27 protein-coding genes are annotated in these 24,964 nt (G+C 66.1%); 20 read left to right on the top strand and 7 right to left on the bottom strand.

Annotated elements, in window-relative coordinates; translation table 11 throughout:
• Positions 1 to 104 precede the first annotated feature (104 nt).
• Positions 105 to 1,118, top strand: a complete 1,014-nt coding sequence (locus EV641_RS14985; protein WP_132472681.1) for a LacI family DNA-binding transcriptional regulator — start codon at positions 105 to 107, stop codon at positions 1,116 to 1,118.
• 86 nt (positions 1,119 to 1,204) lie between these two features.
• Entirely contained in the window at positions 1,205 to 1,849 is a 645-nt protein-coding gene (locus EV641_RS14980; RefSeq protein ID WP_132472679.1) for a TetR/AcrR family transcriptional regulator, read from the top strand.
• A 41-nt stretch (positions 1,850 to 1,890) separates the two neighbouring features.
• Here EV641_RS14980 and EV641_RS14975 read toward each other — a convergent pair whose 3' ends face one another.
• Entirely contained in the window at positions 1,891 to 2,685 is a 795-nt protein-coding gene (locus EV641_RS14975; protein ID WP_132472677.1) for an enoyl-CoA hydratase, read from the bottom strand.
• Between the two features lie 20 nt (positions 2,686 to 2,705).
• Complete coding sequence (locus tag EV641_RS14970; protein WP_132472675.1) at positions 2,706 to 3,677, bottom strand: NADPH:quinone oxidoreductase family protein; 972 nt, start codon at positions 3,675 to 3,677, stop codon at positions 2,706 to 2,708.
• A 168-nt stretch (positions 3,678 to 3,845) separates the two neighbouring features.
• Between EV641_RS14970 and EV641_RS14965 the strand changes: the two genes are divergently transcribed.
• The 8 genes from EV641_RS14965 to EV641_RS14930 all read left to right on the top strand — a co-directional run bounded on the left by EV641_RS14965 (position 3,846) and on the right by EV641_RS14930 (position 10,756).
• Entirely contained in the window at positions 3,846 to 4,646 is an 801-nt protein-coding gene (locus tag EV641_RS14965) for a crotonase/enoyl-CoA hydratase family protein (RefSeq protein ID WP_132472673.1), read from the top strand.
• A gap of 116 nt (positions 4,647 to 4,762) precedes the next feature.
• Positions 4,763 to 5,956, top strand: coding sequence for a thiolase family protein (locus EV641_RS14960; protein ID WP_132472671.1), 1,194 nt, complete (start codon positions 4,763 to 4,765; stop codon positions 5,954 to 5,956).
• Between the two features lie 28 nt (positions 5,957 to 5,984).
• A complete protein-coding gene (locus tag EV641_RS14955) occupies positions 5,985 to 6,746 on the top strand; it encodes a 3-hydroxyacyl-CoA dehydrogenase (RefSeq protein WP_132472669.1) in 762 nt (253 codons plus the stop codon).
• A gap of 35 nt (positions 6,747 to 6,781) precedes the next feature.
• Positions 6,782 to 7,405: a TetR/AcrR family transcriptional regulator gene (locus EV641_RS14950; protein ID WP_054717102.1), complete on the top strand. Its 624-nt coding sequence runs from the start codon at positions 6,782 to 6,784 to the stop codon at positions 7,403 to 7,405.
• Between the two features lie 25 nt (positions 7,406 to 7,430).
• Positions 7,431 to 8,414: a nitronate monooxygenase gene (locus tag EV641_RS14945; RefSeq protein ID WP_132472667.1), complete on the top strand. Its 984-nt coding sequence runs from the start codon at positions 7,431 to 7,433 to the stop codon at positions 8,412 to 8,414.
• A gap of 25 nt (positions 8,415 to 8,439) precedes the next feature.
• Complete coding sequence (locus EV641_RS14940; RefSeq protein ID WP_054717108.1) at positions 8,440 to 9,597, top strand: acyl-CoA dehydrogenase family protein; 1,158 nt, start codon at positions 8,440 to 8,442, stop codon at positions 9,595 to 9,597.
• A 23-nt stretch (positions 9,598 to 9,620) separates the two neighbouring features.
• A complete protein-coding gene (locus EV641_RS14935) occupies positions 9,621 to 10,379 on the top strand; it encodes an SDR family NAD(P)-dependent oxidoreductase (protein ID WP_132472664.1) in 759 nt (252 codons plus the stop codon).
• A gap of 89 nt (positions 10,380 to 10,468) precedes the next feature.
• Positions 10,469 to 10,756 (top strand): antibiotic biosynthesis monooxygenase, encoded by a 288-nt coding sequence (locus EV641_RS14930; RefSeq protein ID WP_132472662.1) that lies wholly within the window; start codon positions 10,469 to 10,471, stop codon positions 10,754 to 10,756.
• A 44-nt stretch (positions 10,757 to 10,800) separates the two neighbouring features.
• On the opposite strand, the gene EV641_RS14925 is transcribed toward EV641_RS14930, so the two are convergent.
• Positions 10,801 to 11,658 (bottom strand): crotonase/enoyl-CoA hydratase family protein, encoded by an 858-nt coding sequence (locus EV641_RS14925; protein ID WP_132472660.1) that lies wholly within the window; start codon positions 11,656 to 11,658, stop codon positions 10,801 to 10,803.
• A 99-nt stretch (positions 11,659 to 11,757) separates the two neighbouring features.
• On the opposite strand from EV641_RS14925, the gene EV641_RS14920 reads away from it, so the two are divergent.
• From EV641_RS14920 to EV641_RS14895, 6 genes are all read left to right on the top strand, one after another.
• Positions 11,758 to 12,363, top strand: coding sequence for a TetR/AcrR family transcriptional regulator (locus EV641_RS14920; protein WP_132472658.1), 606 nt, complete (start codon positions 11,758 to 11,760; stop codon positions 12,361 to 12,363).
• Positions 12,364 to 12,568: 205 nt separating this feature from the next.
• Positions 12,569 to 13,630 (top strand): phosphotransferase family protein, encoded by a 1,062-nt coding sequence (locus EV641_RS14915; RefSeq protein ID WP_132472656.1) that lies wholly within the window; start codon positions 12,569 to 12,571, stop codon positions 13,628 to 13,630.
• 27 nt (positions 13,631 to 13,657) lie between these two features.
• On the top strand, positions 13,658 to 14,887 hold the full coding sequence (locus tag EV641_RS14910; RefSeq protein ID WP_132472654.1) for an acyl-CoA dehydrogenase family protein: 1,230 nt from the start codon (positions 13,658 to 13,660) through the stop codon (positions 14,885 to 14,887).
• Between the two features lie 62 nt (positions 14,888 to 14,949).
• The gene (locus tag EV641_RS14905) at positions 14,950 to 16,299 is read left to right on the top strand and encodes an MFS transporter (RefSeq protein ID WP_132472652.1); all 1,350 of its coding nucleotides are present in this window, start codon (positions 14,950 to 14,952) and stop codon (positions 16,297 to 16,299) included.
• Positions 16,300 to 16,323: 24 nt separating this feature from the next.
• Positions 16,324 to 17,862, top strand: coding sequence for an AMP-binding protein (locus EV641_RS14900; protein ID WP_132472650.1), 1,539 nt, complete (start codon positions 16,324 to 16,326; stop codon positions 17,860 to 17,862).
• On the top strand, positions 17,859 to 18,662 hold the full coding sequence (locus EV641_RS14895) for an enoyl-CoA hydratase/isomerase family protein (protein WP_132472648.1): 804 nt from the start codon (positions 17,859 to 17,861) through the stop codon (positions 18,660 to 18,662). Before EV641_RS14900 ends, EV641_RS14895 begins: the two co-directional genes overlap by 4 nt.
• Positions 18,663 to 18,698: 36 nt before the next feature.
• On the opposite strand, the gene EV641_RS14890 is transcribed toward EV641_RS14895, so the two are convergent.
• The gene (locus tag EV641_RS14890; protein ID WP_132472646.1) at positions 18,699 to 19,658 is read right to left on the bottom strand and encodes a nitronate monooxygenase family protein; all 960 of its coding nucleotides are present in this window, start codon (positions 19,656 to 19,658) and stop codon (positions 18,699 to 18,701) included.
• Between the two features lie 181 nt (positions 19,659 to 19,839).
• Here EV641_RS14890 and EV641_RS29245 point away from each other — a divergent pair, with 181 nt between their 5' ends.
• A complete protein-coding gene (locus tag EV641_RS29245) occupies positions 19,840 to 20,001 on the top strand; it encodes a hypothetical protein (protein WP_158289174.1) in 162 nt (53 codons plus the stop codon).
• 30 nt (positions 20,002 to 20,031) lie between these two features.
• Here the strand turns inward: EV641_RS29245 and EV641_RS14885 are convergent, their stop codons facing one another.
• The gene (locus EV641_RS14885; RefSeq protein ID WP_054717318.1) at positions 20,032 to 20,370 is read right to left on the bottom strand and encodes a metallopeptidase family protein; all 339 of its coding nucleotides are present in this window, start codon (positions 20,368 to 20,370) and stop codon (positions 20,032 to 20,034) included.
• Positions 20,371 to 20,383: 13 nt separating this feature from the next.
• Positions 20,384 to 21,433 carry a septum formation family protein gene (locus EV641_RS14880; protein ID WP_132472644.1) on the bottom strand — a complete coding sequence of 350 codons (1,050 nt, stop codon included), beginning with the start codon at positions 21,431 to 21,433 and terminating at the stop codon, positions 20,384 to 20,386.
• A 47-nt stretch (positions 21,434 to 21,480) separates the two neighbouring features.
• Between EV641_RS14880 and EV641_RS14875 the strand changes: the two genes are divergently transcribed.
• Both EV641_RS14875 and serS read left to right on the top strand, forming a co-directional pair.
• Positions 21,481 to 21,873 (top strand): ankyrin repeat domain-containing protein, encoded by a 393-nt coding sequence (locus tag EV641_RS14875; protein ID WP_054717308.1) that lies wholly within the window; start codon positions 21,481 to 21,483, stop codon positions 21,871 to 21,873.
• An 11-nt stretch (positions 21,874 to 21,884) separates the two neighbouring features.
• Positions 21,885 to 23,147: a serine--tRNA ligase gene (gene serS / locus EV641_RS14870; RefSeq protein ID WP_132472642.1), complete on the top strand. Its 1,263-nt coding sequence runs from the start codon at positions 21,885 to 21,887 to the stop codon at positions 23,145 to 23,147.
• A 24-nt stretch (positions 23,148 to 23,171) separates the two neighbouring features.
• On the opposite strand, the gene EV641_RS14865 is transcribed toward serS, so the two are convergent.
• Positions 23,172 to 23,669 (bottom strand): PaaI family thioesterase, encoded by a 498-nt coding sequence (locus EV641_RS14865; RefSeq protein ID WP_132472640.1) that lies wholly within the window; start codon positions 23,667 to 23,669, stop codon positions 23,172 to 23,174.
• Between the two features lie 146 nt (positions 23,670 to 23,815).
• On the opposite strand from EV641_RS14865, the gene EV641_RS14860 reads away from it, so the two are divergent.
• On the top strand, positions 23,816 to 24,958 hold the full coding sequence (locus tag EV641_RS14860; protein ID WP_241997241.1) for an MFS transporter: 1,143 nt from the start codon (positions 23,816 to 23,818) through the stop codon (positions 24,956 to 24,958).
• Positions 24,959 to 24,964: the final 6 nt, after the last annotated feature.

Genomic DNA, 24,964 nt, shown 5'->3' with positions numbered 1-24,964 from the left:
GGGATAGCCCTTCGGGATTGCTACATCAATTGTCGGTGCAATCGACGGTAAGGGTGGCGGTCATCACATGACAAACGTTTGCCATTATTTGCCATACTGATCTTATGTCCCCTGAGCCCAGACGTGTGTCTCCCCGTAAGCGGGCCACCATCACCGATGTCGCCCGCGCCGCGGGTGTGGCTGCGTCCACGGTGTCGCGCTCGTTCACGAACCCGGACAGGGTCAACGTCACCACTCGGGAACACGTCCTGGAGATCGCCGCCGAACTCGGCTACACCCCCAATCCGATGGCGCGCGCTCTCGAATCGGGCCGAACCAACACCTTCGCCCTGCTGGTCCCGGACATCACGAACCCGTACTTCGCGGGCATCATCAACGGGGCGGAGCGCTCGGCTGCGGCGGCCGGCCGCACGCTCGTCATCGGCAATACCAAGGAAAGCGCCGCCACCGAACAGCACCTGGTGAAGCGGCTCGGTCCGGCAGTGGACGGCTTCGTCCTGGCCGCATCCCGATTGCCTGACGACGACCTCCGCAAGGCGGCCGACCTGAATGCGGTCACCCTGGTCAACCGGGCCACTCGCGGTGTTTCGTGCGTCGTCGCCGACTACGCGTCCGGGACCCGCCAGATCGTCGACCACCTCGCGTCCCTCGGCCACCGGTCGCTCCTCGTGCTGGGCGGGCCGCCGGAATCGTGGTCGGGTGCGCGGCGCTGGGCGGGTCTGCAGGCCGCGGCGGAACTGCATCAGATGCAGGTCCGGCGGTTCGGGCCGTACTCCCCGACACTCAGTGGCGGTCCGGCCGCTGCGGATGCGGCACTCGCCGCGGGCGCCACCGCGGTGATCTGCCACAACGACATGCTCGCGATCGGGGTCCTGCGCAGGTTGCAGGAGCGCGGCGTCTCCGTGCCGGAGCAGGTGAGCGTGGTCGGATTCGACGACATGTTCGGGTCTGCGATCTGCACTCCCACCCTCACCACGCTCGCGGAACGCACCGCGGACGCCGGCGCGCAGGCGATCGAGATGTTGGGTCGACTCGCCTACGAGCGGGTCGCCGAGCCGGACTCGCTCGTGCTGCCGACGCATCTGGTGGTGCGCGGTTCGACCGGTCAGGTCGCGTGAGGTGCTCGACGGTTGTTCATGTTCGCACGTCGGCACAGGTATCCTCGAGCCGTCCGGGCATAGCGATCGATAGGTTGGATACGTTCATGGGGAGTTCCACCGACGACACAGTCGCCGCGGAAGAGGCGGTCGCCGCGGACTGGCGGACTCTCGAGCCGATGGAGCTCACTCCGATCCTGTCGGCGAGTCTCGACGCGTTCTACGAAACCGGCTTCCACGGCACGTCCGTGCGTGAGATCGCGCGGCGAGTCGGCGTGACGGTGCCCGCGTTGTACTACCACCACGAGAACAAAGAGGGTCTGCTCATCGCGCTGCTCGAGTTGTCCACGAGCGACGTGCTCTGGCGCTCGCACGCAGCCGACACCGACGGTGGTGCCGACCCGGTGCAGCGCCTGTCGAATGTCATCGAAGCGATCGTGCTGCGGATGACGATGCGCGCGCGCCTCGCCGCGCTCGAAGGTGAGGCACGATACCTGAGCCCGGAGAATCGTCAGCGATACCGCGCGGTTCGCAAGGGGATCGAACAGATCGTGCGGCAGATCGTCGAAGAAGGAACCGAGTCGGGAGCGTTCGACGTCGAGGATTCGGCCGAGACCACCCGTGCCCTGCTGGGGATGTGCCAATCGATTCCGCGGTGGTACCACTCCGAGGGCACGCTGAGTCCGCCGGAAGTTGCGAAGAAGTACGTGAAGATCGCGCTCAAGATGGTCGGGGCTTCGCACCGCACGTGACGGACCGTTGTCGTCGGCGACGACAACGGTCCGTGGAGTGCTCAGTGCGCGCGGAAATTCGCGGGCCGCTTCTCCTGGAACGCGGAAACGCCTTCCTTGAAATCCGGACCGGCAAGCAACTTCATCTGCCCGTTCCATTCGCGGGTGAAGGCGTTGTCGAGCTCGGTGAGCGTCGCGTCGTTGATGGCATGCTTGGTGGATGCGAACGCAGGGGTCGGGCCGTCCGCGAGTCGCTTCGCGAGTTCCTCGACCTTGCTGTCGAATTCGTCGTCCGGGAAGGTGTCGGCGATGAGTCCCGCTGCGAGCGCCTCGGGGGCGGGAAGGCGCTCGGCGAGCAACGCCAACTTCAGGGCGCGGGCGCGCCCGACCGACGCGGCGACCAGAGCTGTGGCACCGCCGTCGGGCATCAGGCCGATCTTGGTGAATGCGAGGAGGAAATAGGAGGACTCCTTCGCGACGGTGAGGTCGCACGACAGTGCCAGCGACACCCCGATTCCGGCTGCGGCACCGTTCACGGCACCGATGACGGGCCGCGGGAACGCGCGGAGCAGTGCGGCGAGCCGGTTGCCGGCATCGATGGTCTCGCTGCTCGGCGGTGCGGACAGGTCGCGACCGGCGATATCGGCGCCCGAGCAGAACGCCCGGCCCGTGCCGGTGAGGATGGCGACGCGGATGGAGTCGTCGTCCGCGTACTTCTCGAAGGCATCGCCGATGGTGGTGAGCGTGACCGCCTGCACGGCGTTCATGCGCGCCGGCCTGTTGATCGTCACGCGCAGGACGCCGTCGGTCACGTCGACGTCGACGCCGGGCAGATCGTTGTGCTGATTCTCGGTCATTGAACTTCTTTCGGTGGGGGTCACGAGCGAAGTGAGAGTGCGACTTTGCCTGTCGCCGAGCGGGTTGCGAGTGAGTGCAGCGCATCCGCAGCCTCGGCCAGGGGGTGGGCGGTGGGTTCGGGGACCTGCAGGGCGCCCGACCTCAGCAGCGGCTCGAGCACGCTCCACTGCTGAGCGGGATAGTCGGGAAGCATGCGAATGTGTTCGCCCCATCCGGCTCCGACCACCGAAATATTCTGGAGTAGAAGTCGATTGACCTTCACGGTCGGGATCTCGCCGCCGGTGAAGCCGAGCACCACGGCGCGACCGCCCGGGGCGAGGCTGCGGAGGCTGTCGGTGAACCGGTCGCCGCCGACGGGGTCGAGCACGATGTCGACGCCTCGTCCGCCGGTGAGTTCGAGGGCCTTGTCCTTGAATCCGTCGACACGGATGACGTGGGTCGCTCCGTTGGCCTCGGCGACCTCGGCCTTCGCGTCGGTGCTCACGACGGCAATCGTCTCGAGACCCAGTGCCGCGGCGACATTGAGTGCTGCGACGCCGACGCCGCCTGCGGCGCCGTGGACCAACACGGTCTCGCCGGGGCGGTAGCGTGCGCGCTCGTCGAGGGCGAAATGCACAGTCAGGTAGTTCAGTGGCATGCCGGCTGCGGCCGTGAGTGACACGTGATCCGGGAGTGCGAACACCGACCGGGGGTCGACGGCGACCGTCTGTTGCCATGTACCGCCGTGGGCGAGTACGGCGACCCGTTGGCCGGGGACGAACCCGCTGCCCTCGGGCGCGGAACGGACGATCCCGGCGCCTTCGGACCCGAGGACGCAGGGGAGGGGGCGGACCACCTGGTAACCGCCGCTGGTCTGGAGGAGATCGGGAAACGAGACGCCTGCTGCGTGGAGGTCGACGACAACATCGCCGGGGCCTGGGGTGGGTTCCGGAATGTCGACGGTGTGTACACCGTCAGGACCGGTGTTCTGGGTCAACTGTGCAGCCTGCATGGGTCTCCCGCCGTGTGGTGGCCGAAATCGGTATCCGGGCTCACGGCCAATCATTACCAGACGAAACTGATCGGGCGCTAGATAAAACTTGCTGTTGACCGAGCGATCGTTCCGTGGTAATCCTTTAGCGATCGATAAGTAACAGATTCCGGATTCGAAGGGGCACGCATGGCCGACGACACGACCGCTACCGAACCCGCGGCACTGTACGAACAGCGTGGCGGGGTCGCGATCATCACGCTCAACCGGCCCAAGGCGCTCAATGCGGTCAACGGTGCGTTGTCGACGGCAGTCGGCACGCTGCTCGAGCAGGCAGAGAACGACGACGACGTCCGCGTCATCGTGATCACCGGATCCGGACGCGCGTTCTGCGCGGGTGCCGACCTCAAGGCCATCGCGGCAGGGGAGAACACCTCCGCGGACGGACACCCCGAATGGGGCTTCGCCGGATACGCACAGCACTGGATCAGCAAGCCCACGATCGCGGCCGTCAACGGATTCGCGCTCGGTGGCGGAACCGAACTCGTCCTCGCCAGCGACCTCGCCGTGGTCGACGAGGAGGCCAAGCTCGGACTGCCCGAGGTCAAGCGCGGACTGTTCGCCGCGGCCGGCGGAGTGATCCGCCTGCAGCAGCAGATCCCCCGCAAGCTCGCCCTCGAACTCGCCCTCACCGGCGAACCCATCTCCGCCGCACAGGGGAAGGAATACGGCCTGGTCAACCGGGTCGCTCCCGCCGGCACCGCCCTCGACGTCGCACTCGAGATCGCCGAGACCATCGCAGCCAACGCGCCGCTGTCGGTGCGCGAATCGAAATCGATGATCTACCGCACCGCGAACCTCCCCGACTGGGAGGACGCGGCGTGGAACGCGAACGTCGAAGCCCTGAAGGTCGTCTTCAGCAGCGAGGACGCCATCGAAGGCCCCACCGCGTTCGCCCAGAAGCGGCAGCCCGTGTGGAAGGGCCGCTGACCCAGGATCCCGGCCCGGTGTCGCAGCGATCGCTCCTGTGACATCGGGTCGCACCAACCGCTCCCGGGGCATCGGGTCGTTCCGACGACCGTCCCGTTCGAACATCAGGAGTCACCATGACCAATGCAGTCATCGTCGACGTCGTCCGCACCGCGGTCGGCAAGGGCAAACCCGGAGGGGCTCTTTCGGGTACCCATCCCGTCGAACTGCTCGCGCACGTGCTGCGCTCGCTCGTCGAGCGCAACGGCATCGACCCCGCTCAGGTCGACGACGTCATCGGCGGTTGTGTCAACCAGGCCTCCGAACAGGCACTCAACATCTCCCGCACCGCGCTTCTCGCGGCGGGCTTCCCCGAATCCGTGCCCGCCACCACCATCGACCGTCAGTGCGGTTCGAGCCAGCAGGCGGCCCACTTCGCAGCGCAGGGCATCATCGCCGGCGCGTACGACATGGTTATCGCGTGCGGCGTCGAATCCATGAGCCGCATCCCGATGGGCACCTCGTCGATGGGCAAGGACACGCACGGTCCGAGCATCCGCGCCCGCTACCCGGAGGGCCTGGTCAACCAGGGCATCTCCGCCGAGCTGATCTCGGCGAAGTGGAAGTTCGACCGTGACGCGCTCGATGCGTTCTCCGCGCAGTCGCATCAGCGCGCCGCTGCCGCCATTGCCGCGGGACACTTCGACAAGGAGATCGTCCCGATCGAGGTCACCGACGCAGCGGGCGAACAGGTGCAGCACACGGTCGACGAGACCGTGCGCGCCGCCACCACCGCAGAAGGACTCGCCGGCCTGAAGCCGTCGTTCTACACCGAGGAATACGCCGCCCGATTCCCCGAGGCGCAGTGGATCATCACCCCCGGCAACTCGTCGCCGCTCACCGACGGTGCCTCCGCGGCACTGATCATGAGTGAGGAGCTCGCCAGCAAGCTCGGTCTCACCCCTCGTGCCCGCTTCCACTCGTTCTCCGTCGCCGGCGACGACCCGGTCTTCATGCTCACCGCGCCGATCCCGGCCACGCAGAAGGTTCTCGCCAAGGCGGGACTGAGCATCGACGACATCGACGCATACGAGGTCAACGAAGCGTTCGCTCCTGTGCCGCTCGCGTGGGCGCACGAGTTCGGCGCCGACCCGGCCAAGCTCAACCCGTGGGGCGGCGCCATCGCGCTCGGTCATGCGCTCGGTTCGTCGGGCACCCGTCTGCTGAGCACGCTCGTCAACCACCTCGAAGCCACCGGCGGCCGTTACGGTCTGCAGACGATGTGTGAGGGCGCGGGCATGGCCAACGCCACCATCATCGAACGTATCTGACACACAACACTATTCGGAAGGAATTTCAATGATCGTCAATGACAGCGTTGCCGTCGTCACCGGAGGTGCCTCGGGTCTCGGCCTCGCCACCACCAAGGCGCTGATCGCCGACGGTGCGACCGTCGTCATCATCGACCTCCCCTCCTCCAACGGTGAAGCCGTCGCCAAGGAGCTCGGCGATCGTGCGCGCTTCGCACCGGCCGACGTCACCGACGAGGCAGCAGTGGTCGAGGCTCTCGATCTTGCCGAGTCCCTCGGACCGCTGCGTGTCGCGGTGAACTGCGCCGGCATCGGCAACGCAGTCAAGACCGTCAGCAAGAAGGGCGCGTTCCCGCTCGATGGTTTCAAGAAGGTCATCGATGTCAACCTGATCGGCACGTTCAACGTGATCCGCCTGGCGGCCGAGCGTATTTCGAAGACCGAACCGGTCGACGGCGAGCGCGGCGTCATCATCAACACCGCCTCCGTCGCTGCGTTCGACGGCCAGATCGGTCAGGCCGCGTACTCCGCGTCCAAGGGCGGCGTCGTCGGCATGACCCTGCCGATCGCCCGCGACCTCGCGTCGCTGCTCATCCGCGTCGTGACGATCGCTCCGGGCCTGTTCAAGACCCCGCTGCTCGGTTCGCTCCCGGAAGAGGCACAGGCCTCGCTCGGCCAGCAGGTTCCGCACCCCGCCCGCCTGGGTGACCCCGCCGAGTACGGTGCTCTCGCCGCGCACATCGTGTCGAACCCGATGCTCAACGGCGAGGTCATCCGCCTCGACGGCGCCATCCGTATGGCACCGCGCTAGACACCGCACGACGCACACGCGAGAGGAGGGGGTCGATGACCGCGCAGCCCGAGACGGGGTTCACCCAGTGGCGGGTGTTCGAACCGTTGCGGTACGACCCCATCCTCGAGCACGCGTTGGAAGCCTTCAGCGAGAACGGCTTCCACGGCACCACTGTTCGCGATCTGGCTCGCCGGGTCGGCGTGACGGTGCCCGCGTTGTATTACCACTTCGAGAACAAGGAAGCCGTTCTCGTCACCCTGCTCGACGCCGCCGTCGTCGACCTCATAGACCGGGTCCTGGCCGCGGTCGCGGACGGCGGCGCCGACCCGGTCGCCCGATTCTCCAATGCCGTCGAGGCGATCGTGCTCAACATGACGTTCCGCGCCATGCGTTCCGGACTGGATTCCGAACTGCGACACGTCTCCTTCGAGAACCGCCGCACCTACGCTGCCACGCGGAAACGCCTCGAACTCATCATGCTCGACCTCGTCCGTGACGGAGCCGAGGCAGAAGTCTTCGACGTCGACGATGCAGAGGAGACCGTGCGGGCCATGCTCGGCATGCTGCAATCCATCGCCCGCTGGTACCAACTCGACGGACCACTCACCCCGGCGCAGGTCGCCGACCGCTACATCGTGATCGCCCTGCGCATCGTGGGCTACCACGCCACCACCTGAACGTCTCACTGCGAGGAGATCTTTCGTGCTGTCCACAGCTTTCACCGAAACCTTCGGAGTTCGTCACCCCATCGTGCAGGGCGGAATGCAGTGGGTCGGCCGCGCCGAACTGGTCGCCGCCGTCGCCAACGCAGGTGCGCTCGGCATGATCACCGCACTCACCCAGCCCACGCCCGAAGACCTCGCGAAGGAGATCGCCCGCACCCGTGAGCTCACCGACCAGCCGTTCGGTGTCAACCTCACCATCCTGCCGTCGATCACGCCGCCGCCGTACGACGAATACCGCCGGGTCATCATCGATTCCGGCATCAAGATCGTCGAAACCGCGGGATCCAATCCCGCGCCGCACCTGCCCGACTTCCACGCCGCCGGAATCAAGGTGCTGCACAAGTGCACCAGTGTCCGCCACGCCGTCAAGGCACAGGATGTCGGTGTCGACGGCATCAGCATCGACGGGTTCGAATGCGCCGGACATCCCGGTGAGGACGACATCCCGGGTCTCGTGCTCATCGCGGCAGCAGCAGAGCAGATCAGCATCCCGATGATCGCCTCGGGCGGTTTCGGTGACGGTCGCGGTCTCGTCGCCGCGCTCGCTCTCGGTGCCGACGGCATCAACATGGGCACCCGCTTCATGTGCACCGTCGAATCGCCGATCCACCAGAAGATCAAGGAAGCGATCGTCGAGGCGAAGGAAACCGACACCGAGTTGATCTTCCGTACGCTCCGCAACACCGCGCGCGTGGCCAGCAACAGCGTCAGCCGTGAGGTCGTCGAGATCTTGGACCGCGGTGGACAGTTCCCCGATGTGCAGGAACTCGTCGCCGGTGCGCGTGGTCGCCTGGTGTACGAGAACGGCGACCCGGAAGCCGGCATCTGGACCGTCGGCACCGTCCAGGGCATCATCCACGACATCCCCACCGCAGGTGAGCTCGTCGAGCGCATCGTCGCCGACGCGGAAGCCCTGATCTCCGAGCGTCTCGCGGGCCTGATCGACCGCGTGAACGCCTGATGCGCGCCTACTTCCAGGAGAATTTGTGAAGCGTACCCATTTCGAAGGTGATCACGAGGCGTACCGGGAAACGGTGCGTGAGTTCTACGCCCGCGAGGTCGAACCGAACTACGAACGCTGGGAAGAGGAACGGCTCATCGACCGGTCCGTGTACCTGGCGGCCGGCAAGGCCGGCATCCTGGGCCTCGGAGTTCCGGAAGAATTCGGTGGGTCCGGTGTCACCGACTACCGGTTCCGTCAGATCGTCCAGGAGGAGACGGCCCGCACGAACACCACGTCGTTCGGTGCGACCCTGGCGCTGCAGGACGACATCGCCATCCCATACCTGCTGCACCTGGGTACCGAGGAGCAGAAGGCTCGCTGGCTGCCGCGTATGGCCTCCGGTGAGATCATCGGTGCCATCGCGATGACCGAACCGGGTGCCGGTTCCGACCTGCAGGGCGTCAAGGCCACCGCGGTTCGCGACGGCGACGACTGGATCATCAACGGCCAGAAGACCTTCATCACCAACGGTATCCACGCCGACCTCGTCATCGTGGTGTGCCGCACCGATCCGAGTGCCGGGTCGAAAGGGTTCTCGCTCATCGTGGTCGAGCGCGACACTCCCGGCTTCAGCCGCGGACGCAAACTCGACAAGGTCGGTCTCGCCGCGCAGGACACCGCCGAGCTGGTGTTCGAGGACGCCCGCGTACCCGCCGAGAACCTGCTCGGCACCGAAGGGCGCGGCTTCATCCACCTCATGGAGAACCTGCCGCTCGAGCGGATCGGCATTGCCGTCAGCGCCATCACCTCGGCACGCGCGGCCTACGAGTGGACCAAGCAGTACGTGTTCGAGCGCAAGGCATTCGGAAAGCCGATCGGCGATCTGCAGAACACCCGATTTGTGCTCGCGGAGATGCTCACGGAGATCGAGGTGACCGAGTCGCACGTCGACCGGTGCATTCTCGCGCTCAACGCTGGGGAACTCACCGCGGTCGATGCGTCGAAGGCCAAGTGGTGGGCCAGCGAGTTGCAGAAGCGTGTCGTGGACCGGGGTGTGCAGCTGCACGGCGGTTACGGGTTCATGATGGAGTACGCGATCGGTCGCGCCTACCGGGACGCGCGCATCCAGACCATCTACGGCGGCACCACCGAGGTCATGAAGGAAATCATCGGCCGCGACATCGCCGCCGAGTTCAAGTAACGAGGTCACCCATGGGGAGCGGCATGTTCGATCTGACCGGTAAGAGGGCTCTGGTGACCGGCGGATCGGCCGGTCTCGGGCTCGGCATGGCGCGCGGACTTGTGCGCGCCGGCGCCGACGTGGCGCTCTGGGGGCGCAGCCCCGACAAGCTCGAGGCTGCGGCGGCCCAACTCGCGGATTTCGGCACGACGGTGTGCACCCGGTCGGTCGACGTGGCGGACGAGCAAGCAGTGATCGACGGCGTCGTCGCCACCGCCGACGGTCTCGGTGGCCTCGATATCGTCGTCGCCAACGCGGGTATCACCGGTTCGCTGCAGAAGTTCCCGGAATCGTCGACCGAGCTGTACCGGAAGGTGATGGCGACCAATGTCGACGGCGCATACTTCACGTTGCGGGAGGCATCGAAGATTCTCGTAGCGCAGGGTACCGGTGGGTCGATGATCGTGACGTCGAGCCTCGGCGCGCTCCAGGGTGCCGGTCGCAATCAGGCGTACGGTGCGACCAAAGCCGCGGTGCTGGCCATGGCCAACGGGTGCGCCGTCGAGTTCGCGCGGTTCGGTATCCGCGTGAACAGTGTCCTTCCGGGGTGGATCGCGACGGATCTGACCGCGCAGTTGCAGGACTCCGAGGTCTTCCACAACAACGTCATCTCCCGGGTACCGCTCGGTCGCTGGGGCACGCCCGAGGACTTCGAGGGCATTGCCGTCTACCTGGCGAGCGACGCGTCGCGTTTCCAGACCGGAAGCACGACCCTCATCGACGGCGGATACAGCATGTTCTGATTCTCCCTCGCGCCGGGCCGGCCTATTGCGTGACCCGGAGCGATCGGGAAATGTAGAGCGTGAAAACCGCATTCTACGAAAGGGAGAACATGGCGCTCACTGCACTGCTGGAGCTCGAGTTCAAGGCCGATGCGCTCGACGACGCGAAGAAGGTCATGACGCGCGTCCTCGACGAGACCCGGGCGTTCGACGGGTGCGTCGGCATCGAGATCCTCGTGGACCAGAAGAACGAGGCACGCTGGGTCGTCGTCGAGAAGTGGCAGTCGCAGGAGCACGACACCGCATACCGGAAGTTCCGCGCGGGCGAAGGTGCGATCACCGATCTCGGGCCGCTGCTTGCAGGAGCGCCGAAGCTGACGCACTACAACGCGCTCTGATACGCGAATTCCCAGTGGGGGTGCGCCCTGGTGCGCCCCCACTGTCACGCGAAGAACGTCCGGGTGGGTAGATCGTCGCCGAACAGGTCGGGTGTGTCGGTGCCGACGCGATCGGGGAACACCGCCGGACGTTTCTCGAGGAACGCGGCGATGCCCTCGCGGGCATCCGGTCCCACGCCGCGGAGGTTGATGCCTCTGGATTCGGCCCGGTGGGCGAACATCGGATGGTCGGTTCCGAGCATGCGCCACATCAACTGCCTGGACAGCGCGACGGACACCGGGGCCGAATGTTCGGTGATTCTGCGTGCCAGGGCAAGCGCTTCGTCGAGTACGGATGCCTTCGGATGGAGTGCGTAGAACAGGCCCGACTCGTATGCCTCCGCGGCGTCGATGAGCCGACCGGAGTAGACCCAGTCCAGCGCGCGTTGCATCGGCACCAGTTTGGGCAGGAACCACGACGAGCACGATTCCGGAATCAGCCCGCGCCGATTGAAGACGAATCCGATGCGTGCGTCGTCGGCGGCGAGGCGGAAGTCGGCTGCCAGGGTCATGGTGATGCCCACACCGACGGCGGGACCGTTGATGGCCGCGATGATCGGCTTGCGCGACTCGAACATGCGCAGGACGACCCGTCCGCCACCGTCGCGGCGCATCTCGTTGTCCGAGCGCTCGTCCTGCCACTCGGTGAAGGTGTCCGCGCCGGCGGAGAGATCGGCCCCGGCACAGAACGCTCGTCCGGCGCCGGTGAGCACGATGGCGCGGACGCCGTCGTCGGTGTCACAGTGTTCGTAGGCGTTGATCAGCTCGTTCTCCATGACGGTCGTGAAGGCGTTGAGCTGGTCGGGACGATTCAGGGTTATTGTGGCGATCCCATCGGCGATGTCGAGTCGAATGTGCTCCATCGGGACAGCATCGCACGGTTATTGAACGATCGCTAGGGCGGATTCGGGACGCGTGACTCTACGCTGTGCGTAGTTGATCGGCGATGAGATGGGAAGAGAATGCGTGCTGCAAAAGGGGCGGTGCCGGGTGCCGGTCGCCAGGTGATCCTGGATTCCGCCATCAGGAACATGAACCACCGCGGCTATCACGGCACGTCCATGCGCGACATCGCGCGCGACGCCGACATCACCGTCGCATCGATCTATCACCATTTCAAATCCAAGCAGGAAATCCTGCAGGACATCATGACCCGGGCGTTGCACGACGCGTTCGCGATGACCCGGGCCGCGCTCCTGCGTTCGGGAGGGTCCTCCGCCGAACAACTCCGCGCGGTCGTGCGCGCGTGGGTCATTTTTCATACGACGCGACAGTCCGACGCCCTTGTCGGCGCCACGGAGTTGCGCAGCCTCGACGACGAGGGGCGCAGGCTGGTGGTCGCACTGCGTGACGAACAGGAGAGCGTCTTCCGCGAGATCATCGACAGGGGGGTCGACGATGGTGTGTTCACCACTGCGCTGCCGCTGGATGCGTCGCGCGCCATCATTCACATGGGGCAGTCGGTGTGTACCTGGTGGCGGTCGGACGGGCCCTTGACACCCGAGGAGCTTGCGGACCGATACGCGGAGCTCGCACTTGCCATGGTGCAGCCCGTGAACGGCCGGTAGCGCAGCAACCTGGACGTCTGCGCTGGTCGCATGTCCTTATTCGAGTGAACGATTGATTGGCTGAGGGCAATCCCCTCTGGGACCAGCGCGTCATTCTGCAGAAAGTATGAGGTCACTGCGAGAGAGTTGACACGCGCCGTGCGCTAAGTCACTATTGCGCTACCCGAACGATCGTTTGGGTACGTGATCGAAAGGAGGCCCGTCGATGGCCGCTCCCATGGCCGGCGCAGTTGCCGAACTCGACCTCGACGCACTCGGTGTCCATCTGCAGGCGACCCTGCACGGCGGTATTGCGGGCCCCCTGAGTGCCACGCTTGTCGGCGGCGGCCGCTCGAATCCGACCTATCGCCTCACCGACGGCGAGAACGTTTGGGTGCTGCGCCGGCCTCCTTATGGTCACGTACTTCCCAGCGCGCACGACATGAAGCGCGAGTACACGGTCATCGACGCTCTCGCCGGCTCTGCGGTCCCGGTGCCTGCTGCAGTGCATCTGTGCGAGGACACACACATCCTCGGGGCGCCGTTCTACCTGATGGAGCTCGTCGACGGCCGATCCGTCGGCACCGTGTCGCAGGCCGAGGCCCTCACTCCCGGGCAGCGTCACCGTCTCGGTCTCGACCTCGCGGACACGCTGGCCGATCTCCACGAGATCGACCCCGCGTCGGTAGGGCTGAGCGAATTCGGCAGGCCGGACGGGTATCTCGAGCGGCAGCTGAAACGCTGGGAGCGACAGTGGGTGTCGTCCAAGACCTCGGAGCGCTCGGAGGTGGCCGCTCTACTCGGTAAATTGAGCAGAGCGCTGCCCCGCACTCGATTCCCAGGCATCGTGCACGGCGACGTCAAACTCGACAATGTGCTGGTCGCTCACGAAGACCCGGCGAGCATCGTCGCTGTATTGGACTGGGAGATGGCGACTCTGGGCGACACCCTCGCCGACGTAGGCATCATGCTCAGCTTCTGGGATGTGCCCGGCTCGCCGTTCAACCCGGTCACGAAGGGTCTCGCGACGCTCGACGGCTTCCCCACCCGAGCGGAACTCGTCGACCGTTACGCGGCCAGGCGTGGGATTGAACTGACCGAAATCGACTGGTACACAGTATTTGCCGACCTCAAGATCGCGGTCATCCTCGAGGGGATCCACGCCCGCCATCTGCAGGGCGACACCGTCGGTGAAGGCTTCGAGGACATCGCGGACATGGTCGGCCCGCTGCTGCAGCGCGCGCTCGAGCTCGCCGAGACGTCGTCGCTCCACGAACTTCGCCAGTAGGCACACACACCGATCGGAGACAGCACAATGGATTTCGCGTACAGCCCCAAGGTCGAGGAGCTGCGGGAGAAGCTGACCGGGTTCGTGCAGGATCGCATTCTCCCTGCTGAACCGATTGCAACGCAACAGCTTGCGAGCAAACCGGACTTCTGGGGTGCGCCGCCGATCATGGCGGATCTCAAGGCCGCGGCCAAGCAGCAGGGACTGTGGAACCTCTTCCTGCCGGAGGACGGTGGTGCCGGTCTGACCAACCTCGAGTACGCGCCGCTCGCCGAACTCACGGGCTGGAGCCCACAGCTCGCTCCCGAAGCACTGAACTGCAACGCGCCGGACACCGGCAACATGGAACTACTCGCCCGCTACGGCACCGCGGATCAGAAGCAGCAGTGGCTCGCCCCGCTCCTCGAGGGTGAGATCCGCTCCTGCTTCTCGATGACCGAGCCCGATGTCGCGAGCTCGGATGCCTCCAACGTCCGGCTCGACATCGCCGAGGACGGCGACGACTGGGTACTCACCGGCCGGAAATGGTGGACCACCGCCGCGCTGCGCGAAGACAACCGGGTCGCAATGGTCATGGGCGTCACCGATCCCGACGCGCCGGCCGGCTCGCGTCACTCGATCGTGCTGGTACCCACCGACACCCCCGGCGTGACCATCGAACGGTCCACCATGGTCCTCGGATTCGACGACCGGCACGAGGGTGGTCACGGCGAGATCGTCTACGACCGCGTTCGGGTTCCGAAAGCGAACCTGCTCGGTCCTCGCGGCAAAGGCTTCGCGGTGGCCCAGGCCCGTCTCGGTCCGGGTCGCATCCATCACTGCATGCGCCTGATCGGCATGGCCGAGCGCGCGATCGCGCTCATGGCCGAACGCGCGCGCACCCGGGTGGCATTCGGCAGGCCTCTCGCAGACGAAGGCGTCGTCCAGGCGACGATCGCGGACGCTCGGATCAAGGTCGACGCAGCACGTCTGATGGTGTTGCGCGCGGCATGGAGAATGGACGTCGAGGGCCCCAAACAGGCTCGTCACGACATCGCTGCCGCGAAGGTCATGGTGCCGTCGACGGCCAAGTGGATCATCGACGAAGCAATGCAGATCTTCGGCGGTGCCGGATTGTCCGAGGACACGCCGCTCGCCATGCTGTACTCGCAGGCCAGATTCCTGCAGATCGCCGACGGCCCCGACCAGGTGCACCGTCGTTCGCTCGCCCGCGCCGAATTCGCTGCCACGCCCGCCATCCGAGAAGTCCGCGGATGACCGGCGACCACTGACGCTCCCCATCCCCCAATTCCCCCCTGGTTCGAAAACGAGGACCTACGATGTCCGAAACACAAACCCACGAACAACCTCTCGGTACGCCAGCGGGTCCGGCCCCTCGTGCCGGCCGCGCCGCTGTTGCCGCCGCGATCTCCACATCGCTCGAATGGTACGACTTCTTCATCTATTCGACGGCCGCTGCGCTCGTGTTCAACGTGACCTTCTTCGCCACCGGCAACGAAGTCGTCGCGGCGGTCAACTCCTTCGCTACCGTCGCGGTCGGATTCATCGCGCGACCCATCGGCGGTATCCTCGCCGGGCACTTCGGTGACAAGGTCGGGCGTAAACCGGTGCTCGTGGCTGCCGTGGTGCTCATGGCGGTCGCGACGTCGCTGATCGGCTTCGTACCGAACACCGAGATCGTCTGGCTTGCGCCGATGCTCCTCGTCACCCTGCGTATCTGTCAGGGATTGGCGGTCGGCGCGCAGTGGGGCGGCGCAGTCCTGCTGGCCACGGAGAACGCCCCCGCGAATCGTCGCGGATTCTTCGGTAGTTTCGCCCAGCTCGGCGTTCCGATCGGTGTCGTCCTCGGCAACGTCGTCTTCCTGATACTCACCGCAACCGTCGCCCAGGACTCGTTCCTGTCGTGGGGCTGGCGAATCCCGTTCTGGATCAGCCTCATCATGCTGCCGGTGGCGTTCGCGATCCATCGCTACCTGGAGGAGACCCCCGAGTTCAAGAAGATTGCTGCGAAACTCGAGGAGGCTCCGGCCGCCCGTCGTTCTCCGATCGTCGAAGTGCTGCGCAAGAATCCGGGCACGGTGCTCATGGCCGCGGGCTCGAACGCGATCGGTGTCATCTTCTTCTACACGATGATCACCGGCTCGGTGCAGTACGCGACGACCTATCTCGGCCTCGGCCGCTCGACCGTACTCACGTTCATCCTCATCGCGTGCCTTCTCCAGATCCCGTTGGTGCCGTTGTTCGGTCATCTGTCGGACCGCATCGGCCGTAAACTCGTCTTCGGTGCGGGTACCGTCGCCATGATGGTGTGGGGCCTGCCGATGTGGCTGCTGATCGGAGCGTCCGGGCCGGACACGGTGTGGCCGTTCGCGGTTGCGGTGATCGTCGGCGTTGTCGCGATGTCGCTCCAGACAGGAACCCAGGGGACGTTGTTCTCGGAGCTGTTCCCGCCCGAGGTGCGTTTCTCCGGAGCATCACTCGGCTATCAGATCTCGGCCATCATCGGCGGCTTCGCTCCGATGGTCATGGTGTTGCTCATCAACGGCGAGGCCGGCAATGCGTGGAAGGTAGGCATATTCCTCGCCCTCTCCGCCGCGGTCGGACTGCTGTGCCTGATCGCAATCGTGCGGAGGTATTCCCGGCCGCACGAGTCTGTGGACGCAGCCTGACCCGATACGACCAGGAGTAGACAGATGCTGGACTTCCCGGATACCCACGCTGAGGCCGACCCCGGTCGCCTCGCGTACATCATGGCGGACACCGGTGCCGCCGTGACCTACGGCGAGCTCGTCGCCGACTCGCTAAGTATCGCAAAAATGTTGTGGTCCAAAGGTCTTCGACACGGCGACTGTGTGGCTGTGTTGATGGAGAACAGTGTGTCGTTTCCGAAGATCGCGTGGGCGGCACAGCGAATCGGACTGCGCTACGTCACTCTGTCCACGCGTCTACTGGCGGATGAAATCGCATACATCCTGGGAGATTCCGGAGCACGCGCGCTGTTCACCAGCGGGCGCTATCTCGACGCGGCAGCCGATGCCGCAGAACTGACCCCGGGAGTGCAGCACCGCTTCACTGTGGACGAGGCTGCCCGAGGCTTCGAGAATCTGGCGGTCGAACTGGACTCCGCTGCGTCTACCGTGGTTCCGGACGAGCGTGAGGGTGTGGATCTGCTGTATTCGTCCGGCACCACAGGTCGGCCCAAGGGTGTCGTGGCGGACCTGCCGCTCCACCCGCTCGGGACGCCGCCGGGTGTGGCCGGCCTGTTGCACACCCAATGGGGGATCGGCCGGGACAGTGTGTATCTGTCCCCGGCACCGCTGTATCACGCTGCACCGCTACGTTTCACCATGACGGTGCATCGGTACGGCGGCACCGCGATCGTGATGGAGCGGTTCGACCCGGAGAAGGCGCTCGAACTCGTCGAGCGCTACCGGGTGACCCATACCCAGATGGTGCCCACCATGTTCATCCGGATGCTCAAACTCCCGGAGGCGCAACGCGCCGCATTCGATGTCTCGTCGCTGCAAGTTGTCATCCACGCCGCCGCGCCGTGTCCGCCGGACACCAAACGAGCCATGATCGACTGGCTCGGGCCGATCATCCACGAGTACTACTCTTCGACAGAGAACAGCCTGTTCACCGCCCTGGATTCGCACGAGTGGCTGGCCCACCCCGGATCGGTAGGACGACCGATCCTGGGTACCGCACACATCCTCGACGAGTCGGGGGAGGAACTGCCACCGGGGGAGTCCGGCACGATCTGGTCGGAAGGCGGGCTGATGTTCGAGTATCTGAACGATCCGGAGAAGACCGCGGCAGCCCGCAACGAGGCCGGTTGGACGACGGTGGGCGATCTCGGCTATCTCGACGAGGACGGCTATCTCTACCTGTCGGATCGGCGAGCCGATCTCATCCTGTCGGGCGGTGTCAACATCTACCCGCGGGAATCGGAGGACGTACTCGTCGTACATCCGAAGGTCGCCGATGCTGCGGTGTTCGGTATCCCACACGACGAACTCGGTGAGGTCGTGCACGCGGTCGTGCAGCCGGCACCGGGCGCGGCGAGCGACAGTGCGCTCGAGGAAGAACTGCTCGCGTTCCTCCGGGAGAAGCTGGCGACCTACAAATGCCCACGTCGGATCGATTTCGCCGACGAGTTGCCTCGTCACGCCACCGGCAAGCTGTACAAGCGGCTGCTGCGCGACCGCTACTCGCAGAAGGCGGTTTCGTGACCGCTGTCGTCGTCTCGACCCCGATCGCCGGCGTTGTGCAGGTGACGATGAACCGGCCCGATGCCCTCAACACTCTGACCTCGGACTCGGTGGCCGAGTTCCGGAGTGTTCTGGCGGACATCGCCGCCGACCGGTCCTGTCGTGTCGTGGTGCTCACCGGGGACGGCCGTGCGTTCAGCGCGGGGCTCGACCTCCACGGCTACGGCGACGAGGACCGGATCGCGGCCGAGGGCACGGTCGGTCGGATGCTCTCTCGGCAGCGGGACATCGCCGGGCTGGCGCAGCAGTTGCACGAACTCCCGCAACCGGTGATTGCCGCGGTCAACGGACCCGCGGCAGGCGGTGGACTCGCGCTGGTGTGCGCGAGCGACATCCGTCTCGCCGCGACGTCGGCGGTCTTCGCGGTCTCGTTCATCCGTGCGGGCTTCTCTGCCTGCGACATCGGGGTATCGTGGCTGCTGCCACGCATTGTCGGCGCCGGTCCGGCCCACGAGCTCATGCTCACCGGCCGGCGCTTCGACGCCTCCGAGGCACATCGGATCGGGCTCGTCACCGCAGTCTTCGATCCGGAGGAACTGCTCGACTCCGCGCTCGCGAAGGCCCAGCAGATCATGCTGAATCCGCCGTTGTCGGTGGAGCTCACCAAACAAGGCATGTGGATTGCACTCGAAACGCCGTCGTTCGATTCGTCGGTGGAGTTCGAGAACCGTCAGCAGGTGTTCACTGCACTCACCGAGGATCGCGGCGAGGCGACCGCCGCGTTCCTGGAGCGGCGGCCTCCCTCGTATCGGCGCAGATAACGCACGTACCGGAGACCGCCGGTCCGCATCCCCGGATTACCGGAGCGACAAGCGTCGGCGGGCTCCCGCGTACTCGGCGCTCAGGCGCGCGACGACGTCTGCAGCGGGAACCACCGAGTCGATTGCGCCCACGCCCTGGCCCGCACCCCACACGTCGCGCCACGCCTTGGTGCTGTCGTCCGAGTCGAAGCTCATCGCCGACGGATCCGACTCGGCGAGGTTATCGGGGTCGAGGCCCGCAGCTTCGATGCTGCCGCGCAGGTAGTTGCCGTGGACGCCCGTGAACAGATTCGAGTAGACGATGTCCGACGCGGTCGAGTCCACGAGCATCTGCTTGTAGCCGTCCACGGCGTTCGCCTCGTCGGTGGCGATGAACACCGACCCGGCGTACGCGAGGTCCGCACCGGCTGCCTGCGCCGCGAGGATCGCGTTGCCGTGTGCGATCGACCCCGACAGCAGCAGCGGCCCGTCGAACCACTCGCGGATTTCCTGGAGCAGGGCGAAGGGTGACTGGGTGCCGGCGTGCCCGCCCGCGCCCGCCGCGACCGCGATCAGGCCGTCGGCGCCCTTCTCGATCGCCTTCCGTGCGAAACGGTTGTCGATGACGTCGTGCAGCACGATGCCGCCGTACGAGTGCACGGCGTCGTAGACGTCGGTGCGCGCACCGAGCGAGGTGATGACGATCGGTACCTCGAACTCGACGACTGTCGCGAGATCCTGCTCGAGGCGGTCGTTGGACCGGTGCACGATCAGATTCACCGCGTACGGAGCCGACGGCGCGTCGGGATTGTTCGCGTCGTGCTTGGCGAGGTCTTCGGTGATCCGGGTGAGCCACTCACGCAGCTGCGACTGGGGTCGCGCGTTCAGCGACGGGAACGAGCCGACGATGCCCGCGGTGCACTGTGCGATGACGAGATCGGGGTTCGACACGATGAACATCGGCGACGCGACGAGCGGCAGACGCAGTCGGTCTTGCAGGACGGGTGGCAGACTCACAGGCTCTCCCTCACAGGTTCGGACGCCGGATGTGCTGAGCGTAGAACCCCGGGGGATCGACCGGAAATCGTGGTGGGCCCGACGCCGGTCGCCGCCCTGCCGGCGCGGGCGGCTAAGGTGAACGTCGGAGTGCCGTGGTCACTGCACGGCACTGTTACGTCGAGTGTGGAGGTAATCGGGCATGTTTGAACTGATCGGCATGGTCATCGTGGTCGCTTGTATTGCCGTCGTCGTGGCCTGCTGCCTGACCCTGCTCGTGGCGTCGACCGTCGGCCCGCACTTCCTCCTGGCGTCGGACAAGAAGAACGCCGAGGTCGAGCGGAACACGCCCGCCCGCGTCTGACCCGGCCCGACCTCGCAAGAGTCCGAGCGCCTACCCCCAGCCCAGCTGGTGGAGGCGCTCCTCTTCGATTCCGAAGTAATGCGCAATCTCGTGCACGACCGTCACCGCGACTTCGTGCACCACATCCTCGTCGGTGTCGCAGATGTCGAGGATCGCGTCGCGGTAGATCGTGATCGTGTCCGGTAGCGACCCGGCGTAGTGGCTGTCGCGTTCGGTCAGCGCGATTCCCTGATAGAGACCCAGCAGGCTCGGCTCGTCCTCGTGCCGCGGCTCGACGAGCACCACCACGTTGTCGATAGCCCGCGTGAGTTCCGCGGGAATCTCGTCGAGCGCATCCGAGACGAGTCCGTCGAAGCGCTCGTCGCTCATCTCCACCATCGGGTCAGGCCCCCGGCAGGGGAGCTGCGCCGGGGAGCGGGGTGGGGAGCGACCTGCCCTCCGGCTGCGCTGGCGGGGGAACAGGCGGCTGGCCGTCGATGAGGATGTCGCCCTTCGCGCTGCCCGTGATGGAAGCGAAGCCGCCGCCCTCGACCTGCTTACCGATCGAGCAGTTGACCTTGCGGCTGCCCGCCAGCCAGCTGTCGAAGTTCAAGTTGTCCCAGAACAGCGTCAGCGTCTTGTTCCGCAACGCGTCCGGGTCGCCCAGGTACTCGTTCACACGCTCCGTGCAGGTCTGTTCGAGGTAGGCGTCCTGATCCTCGACGCTCGGCACTCCGCCAGGGAAGTTCTCGGACAGGTCCACCGTGGCGACCACTTCGAACGCATGCGGCTTCGAGCATTCGACGGGATCGGCCGGGACCCCGTTGTTGATGCCGATGCACAGGCCGACGTCCCAGGCGCGGGACTGGTCCTGATCGGCGACCCGGCCCTTGATGGGCAGCAGGTTGCCGGTGGTCGACGAGAACTGCAGTCCACAGCGCAACGTGCGTTCGCCGGCGGCCCAACCGGCTTCGCCGGGATTGATCAGTCCGACGCTGAACTTGCCGTGCGGATCGAAGCGTCCGCTCAGGTAGTCCATCGCCGCAGGCTCGCACTGCTCGTCGCGGAGCTCGGTGAACCGCATCACCGACGGGAAACGGGACCCCGGCCCCCACTCGGCGCCGGGAAACACACTCAGGTCTACGTCTCGGACCACCTCGAACAGGTGAGTCTGCTCGCAGTCCACCTTCGCGAGGTCGCTCGCATCGAGCTCCGTCCAGCTCAGACAGTCTCCGCTGGTGGAGGTACCGAACGCTTCACCGGCGACGGCACCGGTCGACGGGGACGCAGCGCGGTTGTTTCCGTCGACGGTGTCGGTGCCCTGGAAGCCCGCGACGACGAACGTCGCGATCGCGGCGAGGACCGCACCCGCAGCTACGAATACCAACGCGCGCCGCGTCAGCTTTGCTGACGGCGGACGCCGTACCGGCTTCTTCTTCTTGTCTTCGGCCATCACCTCCCATCATGCCCTGGCCCAGTCCCTGCGGGTAACGTCGGTTCATGGCCGACGACCAGATCGATCCCCGCATCCAGGAGATCGCGCAGCGTTGCTTCGACGCAGCGCGCGCAGGTGACAGCGAGACCTTGGCGACATATATCGAGGCAGGCGTCCCCGCGAACCTGACGAACGGAGCCGGCGACACCCTCGTCATGCTCGCCTCCTACCGCGGGAACGCCGCTGCCGTGCGCGTCCTCATCGACAACGGCGCGGACGTGAACCGTGCGAACGACCGTGGCCAGACTCCGCTCGCCGGCGCGGTCTTCAAGGGCGAAGAAGAGGTTGTGCGGATGTTGACCGAGGCGGGCGCGGATCCGCTGGGCGGGCACCCCACCGCGGTGGACGCGGCGCAGATGTTCGGGCGCGAGGACTACCTGCAGCTCTGGCAGAGGTAGGCTTCACCTTCGTGATCGACCTCAAGTTCCTCCGCGAGAATCCCGACACCGTTCGCGCCTCGCAGCGCACTCGAGGCGAGGACCCCGGTCTCGTCGATGCGCTGCTCGATGCGGATGCCTCTCGTCGCGCCGCTGTGCTGGCGGGCGACAACGCCCGCGCCGAGCAGAAGGCGCTCGGTAAGAAGGTCGGCAAGGCATCCCCGGAGGAGCGGCCCGCGCTGCTCGACGGCGCGAAGGAACTCGCGGCCAAGGTGAAAGAACTCGAAGCCGAGCAGAACGCCGCGCAGGAGGCACTCGAGCGGGCGCACATGGCGCTCTCCAACGTCGTCCAGGAGGGTGCTCCGGCCGGCGGTGAGGACGATTTCGTCACCCTCGAGACGGTCGGTGACCTGCCGACGTTCGATTTCGAGCCGAAGGATCACCTCACTCTCGGTGAGTCGCTGGGCCTGATCGACATGGAGCGCGGCGCGAAGGTCTCCGGTGCGCGCTTCTACTTCCTCACCGGCTACGGTGCGCTCCTGCAGCTCGGCCTCCTTCAGCTCGCTGCGCAGAAGGCCACGGCCAACGGATTCACCATGATGATCCCGCCGGTGCTGGTGCGCCCTGAGATCATGCGTGGAACCGGCTTCCTCGGGCAGCACGCAGACGAGGTGTACCACCTCGAGGACGACGACCTGTACCTGGTCGGCACGTCCGAGGTTCCGCTCGCCGGCTACCACTCGGGCGAGATCCTCGACCTGTCCGGCGGCCCCAAGCGATACGCGGGCTGGTCGTCGTGCTTCCGCCGCGAGGCCGGCAGCTACGGCAAGGACACCCGCGGCATCATCCGCGTGCACCAGTTCGACAAGGTCGAGATGTTCGTCTACTGCAAGCCCGAGGACGCGACTGCGGAGCATCAGCGGCTGCTGGTGTGGGAACGCGAGATGCTCGCCGCGATCGACGTGCCCTACCGGGTCATCGACGTCGCAGGCGGCGACCTCGGCTCCTCGGCGGCCCGCAAGTTCGACTGCGAGGCATGGGTTCCCACTCAGGAGCGTTACCGCGAACTGACGTCGACGTCGAACTGCACCACGTTCCAGGCCCGCCGTCTCGGCGTTCGCTATCGCGACGAGAACGGCAAGCCGCAGACCGCTGCGACCCTCAACGGGACGTTGGCGACCACGCGTTGGCTCGTCGCGCTCCTCGAGAACCACCAGCAGGCCGACGGCACCGTCAAGGTTCCTCCGGCGCTGGTTCCGTTCGTCGGGCGCGAAGTGCTCGAGCCCGTGGGCTGATCGATCCCATCGGGGCGGGTGTGCTCAGCTCAGGATGAGGCAACTCGTGGAGCCGGTGGCCAACAGTTTCCCCTGATCGTCGCGCGCTTCACCGCGCGCGATCGCAGTGCGGCGACCGGTGTGCTCGCAGAACCCTTGTACCCGTACCACGTGGCCCGGCTGCACCGCACGCAGATAACGCACCTGCAGGTCGAGCGTCGTGTAGCCGACGCCCGCGTCGAGTGTGCTCGACACGGAGAATCCCATTGCCGTGTCGAACAAGGTGGCGAGCACCCCGCCGTGCACGCTGCCGACGGCGTTGGCGTGGAACTCCTGCACCTCCAGGGTCACCTCGACGAACCCTTCCCGGGCGTCGGTGACGGTGAAACCCAGCGTCCGGGACGTGGGGTGATGGGGGATGCTGCCGTCCATCAGTCCGCGCAGGAAATCCAGTCCTTGCATATCGCGGTTGGCAGCCGATGTCGGCGCCGGATCTTCCCACGTGTAGGTGCGCTGCCGGTTCGGTTCGTTGTCCTCGCTCACAACTGACGACGGTATCGGACAGCCATGTCGTTCGTGACACACGCGAGCTGGAGTGCCATGCTGGATTCATGCGCCGACGATGTTGATTCAGCCGTTCGACCTCGCTGTCCGTCCGGGCGGTCGCCTACGCGGCCACCCGCGAGTTCGTGCCGCTCTACGGTCTCTATGCGCTTCTGTTCGAAGACCACGGCCTGAGCACCGGCAGCATCTCGTCGCTGTTCGTCCTGTGGTCCGTTGTTGCGTTCGTCTCGGAGGTTCCGTCGGGCGCGTGGGCCGATACGGTGTCGCGCCGCGGCCTGCTGCTCGGCAGTGGCGTCCTGTTCACGGCGACCTTCACGATCTGGATGGTCTGGCCCACCGTCTGGGGGTTCGCGGCAGGGTTCGTGCTGTGGGGTGTCAGTGAATCCCTGAAATCGGGCACGTTCGAGGCGCTGCTCTACGACGAGCTCGCGGCGCTCGACGCCGAACACAGGTACGCCGCCGTGATGGGATACGCGAACGCCGGCGAGATGGTGTGCGTGTTCGTCGCGATCCTGTCGGCATCCCCGCTGTTCGGGCTCGGCGGCTATGCGCTGGTCGGTTGGCTGTCCGTCGCGATCACCGTCGCGAACATGCTGCTGGTCCTGACGTTGCCGTGTGCGCCACGGGCGATGGAGGCAGACGATCTCGACGGCACCGGCGACACACTGCTCGCTCGCTATGTTTCGGCGCTGCGCGACGGCACGACCGAAGTGCGCACCGACAAGGTGGTACGCCGCGCGGTGGTCCTTGCTGCGGCACTGCTCGCGTGTCTTGCGTTCGACGAATACTTCGGTCTGCTCGCACGGGAAGGCGGTGCGACCATCGAGCAGGTGCCTGTGCTGGTCGCGCTGACGGTGGTCGGTCAGGTGATCGGTGCTGCGGCCGCGGGCAGGACCGCCTCGATGAGTGGCCGGGTGATGAGTGCGGTGGTGATTGCGGGGGCGGTGTTCCTCGCGGCAGGCGCGATGGTGGGTGGTGTCGGTGGGTTCATCGCGATCGGGTTCGGCTACGGAGCGTTGCACAACACCGCCATCGTTGCCGAGGCCCGCCTGCAGGACACGATGTCGGGCCGCACCCGCGCGACGGTGACCTCGTTGGTGGGTCTGACGAGCGAGGTGATGTCGGTCGCTGTATTCGCGTGGTTCGCGGTGGGCTCGGTATGGATTCCGCTGTCTTTGCTCGTGGCGACGACGGTATTGCCACTGCTCGTGGTAGGTATCACTGCCGTCAGATGGCTACCCGACCGGGGCTCCTCAGCAGCCTCTTAACCGGAG

The sequence above is a fragment of the Rhodococcus sp. SMB37 genome, assembly GCF_004345605.1.
GTDB lineage: Bacteria > Actinomycetota > Actinomycetes > Mycobacteriales > Mycobacteriaceae > Rhodococcus.
The sequence above is the reverse complement of the archived record's forward strand: the minus strand, read 5'-3'. Positions and strand labels throughout refer to the sequence as shown.

Coding starts and splice junctions, on each gene's coding strand:
- EV641_RS29245 (WP_158289174.1), top strand. CDS start 19,840: ATGTTTGAACTGATCGGCATGGTCATCGTGGTCGCTTGTATTGCCGTC.
- EV641_RS14900 (WP_132472650.1), top strand. CDS start 16,324: ATGCTGGACTTCCCGGATACCCACGCTGAGGCCGACCCCGGTCGCCTC.
- EV641_RS14880 (WP_132472644.1), bottom strand. CDS start 21,433: ATGGCCGAAGACAAGAAGAAGAAGCCGGTACGGCGTCCGCCGTCAGCA.
- EV641_RS14950 (WP_054717102.1), top strand. CDS start 6,782: ATGACCGCGCAGCCCGAGACGGGGTTCACCCAGTGGCGGGTGTTCGAA.
- EV641_RS14965 (WP_132472673.1), top strand. CDS start 3,846: ATGGCCGACGACACGACCGCTACCGAACCCGCGGCACTGTACGAACAG.
- EV641_RS14915 (WP_132472656.1), top strand. CDS start 12,569: ATGGCCGCTCCCATGGCCGGCGCAGTTGCCGAACTCGACCTCGACGCA.
- EV641_RS14920 (WP_132472658.1), top strand. CDS start 11,758: ATGCGTGCTGCAAAAGGGGCGGTGCCGGGTGCCGGTCGCCAGGTGATC.
- EV641_RS14910 (WP_132472654.1), top strand. CDS start 13,658: ATGGATTTCGCGTACAGCCCCAAGGTCGAGGAGCTGCGGGAGAAGCTG.
- EV641_RS14935 (WP_132472664.1), top strand. CDS start 9,621: ATGTTCGATCTGACCGGTAAGAGGGCTCTGGTGACCGGCGGATCGGCC.
- EV641_RS14970 (WP_132472675.1), bottom strand. CDS start 3,677: ATGCAGGCTGCACAGTTGACCCAGAACACCGGTCCTGACGGTGTACAC.
- EV641_RS14905 (WP_132472652.1), top strand. CDS start 14,950: ATGTCCGAAACACAAACCCACGAACAACCTCTCGGTACGCCAGCGGGT.
- EV641_RS14930 (WP_132472662.1), top strand. CDS start 10,469: ATGGCGCTCACTGCACTGCTGGAGCTCGAGTTCAAGGCCGATGCGCTC.
- EV641_RS14955 (WP_132472669.1), top strand. CDS start 5,985: ATGATCGTCAATGACAGCGTTGCCGTCGTCACCGGAGGTGCCTCGGGT.
- EV641_RS14975 (WP_132472677.1), bottom strand. CDS start 2,685: ATGACCGAGAATCAGCACAACGATCTGCCCGGCGTCGACGTCGACGTG.
- EV641_RS14980 (WP_132472679.1), top strand. CDS start 1,205: ATGGGGAGTTCCACCGACGACACAGTCGCCGCGGAAGAGGCGGTCGCC.
- EV641_RS14960 (WP_132472671.1), top strand. CDS start 4,763: ATGACCAATGCAGTCATCGTCGACGTCGTCCGCACCGCGGTCGGCAAG.
- EV641_RS14885 (WP_054717318.1), bottom strand. CDS start 20,370: ATGAGCGACGAGCGCTTCGACGGACTCGTCTCGGATGCGCTCGACGAG.
- EV641_RS14925 (WP_132472660.1), bottom strand. CDS start 11,658: ATGGAGCACATTCGACTCGACATCGCCGATGGGATCGCCACAATAACC.
- EV641_RS14875 (WP_054717308.1), top strand. CDS start 21,481: ATGGCCGACGACCAGATCGATCCCCGCATCCAGGAGATCGCGCAGCGT.
- EV641_RS14985 (WP_132472681.1), top strand. CDS start 105: ATGTCCCCTGAGCCCAGACGTGTGTCTCCCCGTAAGCGGGCCACCATC.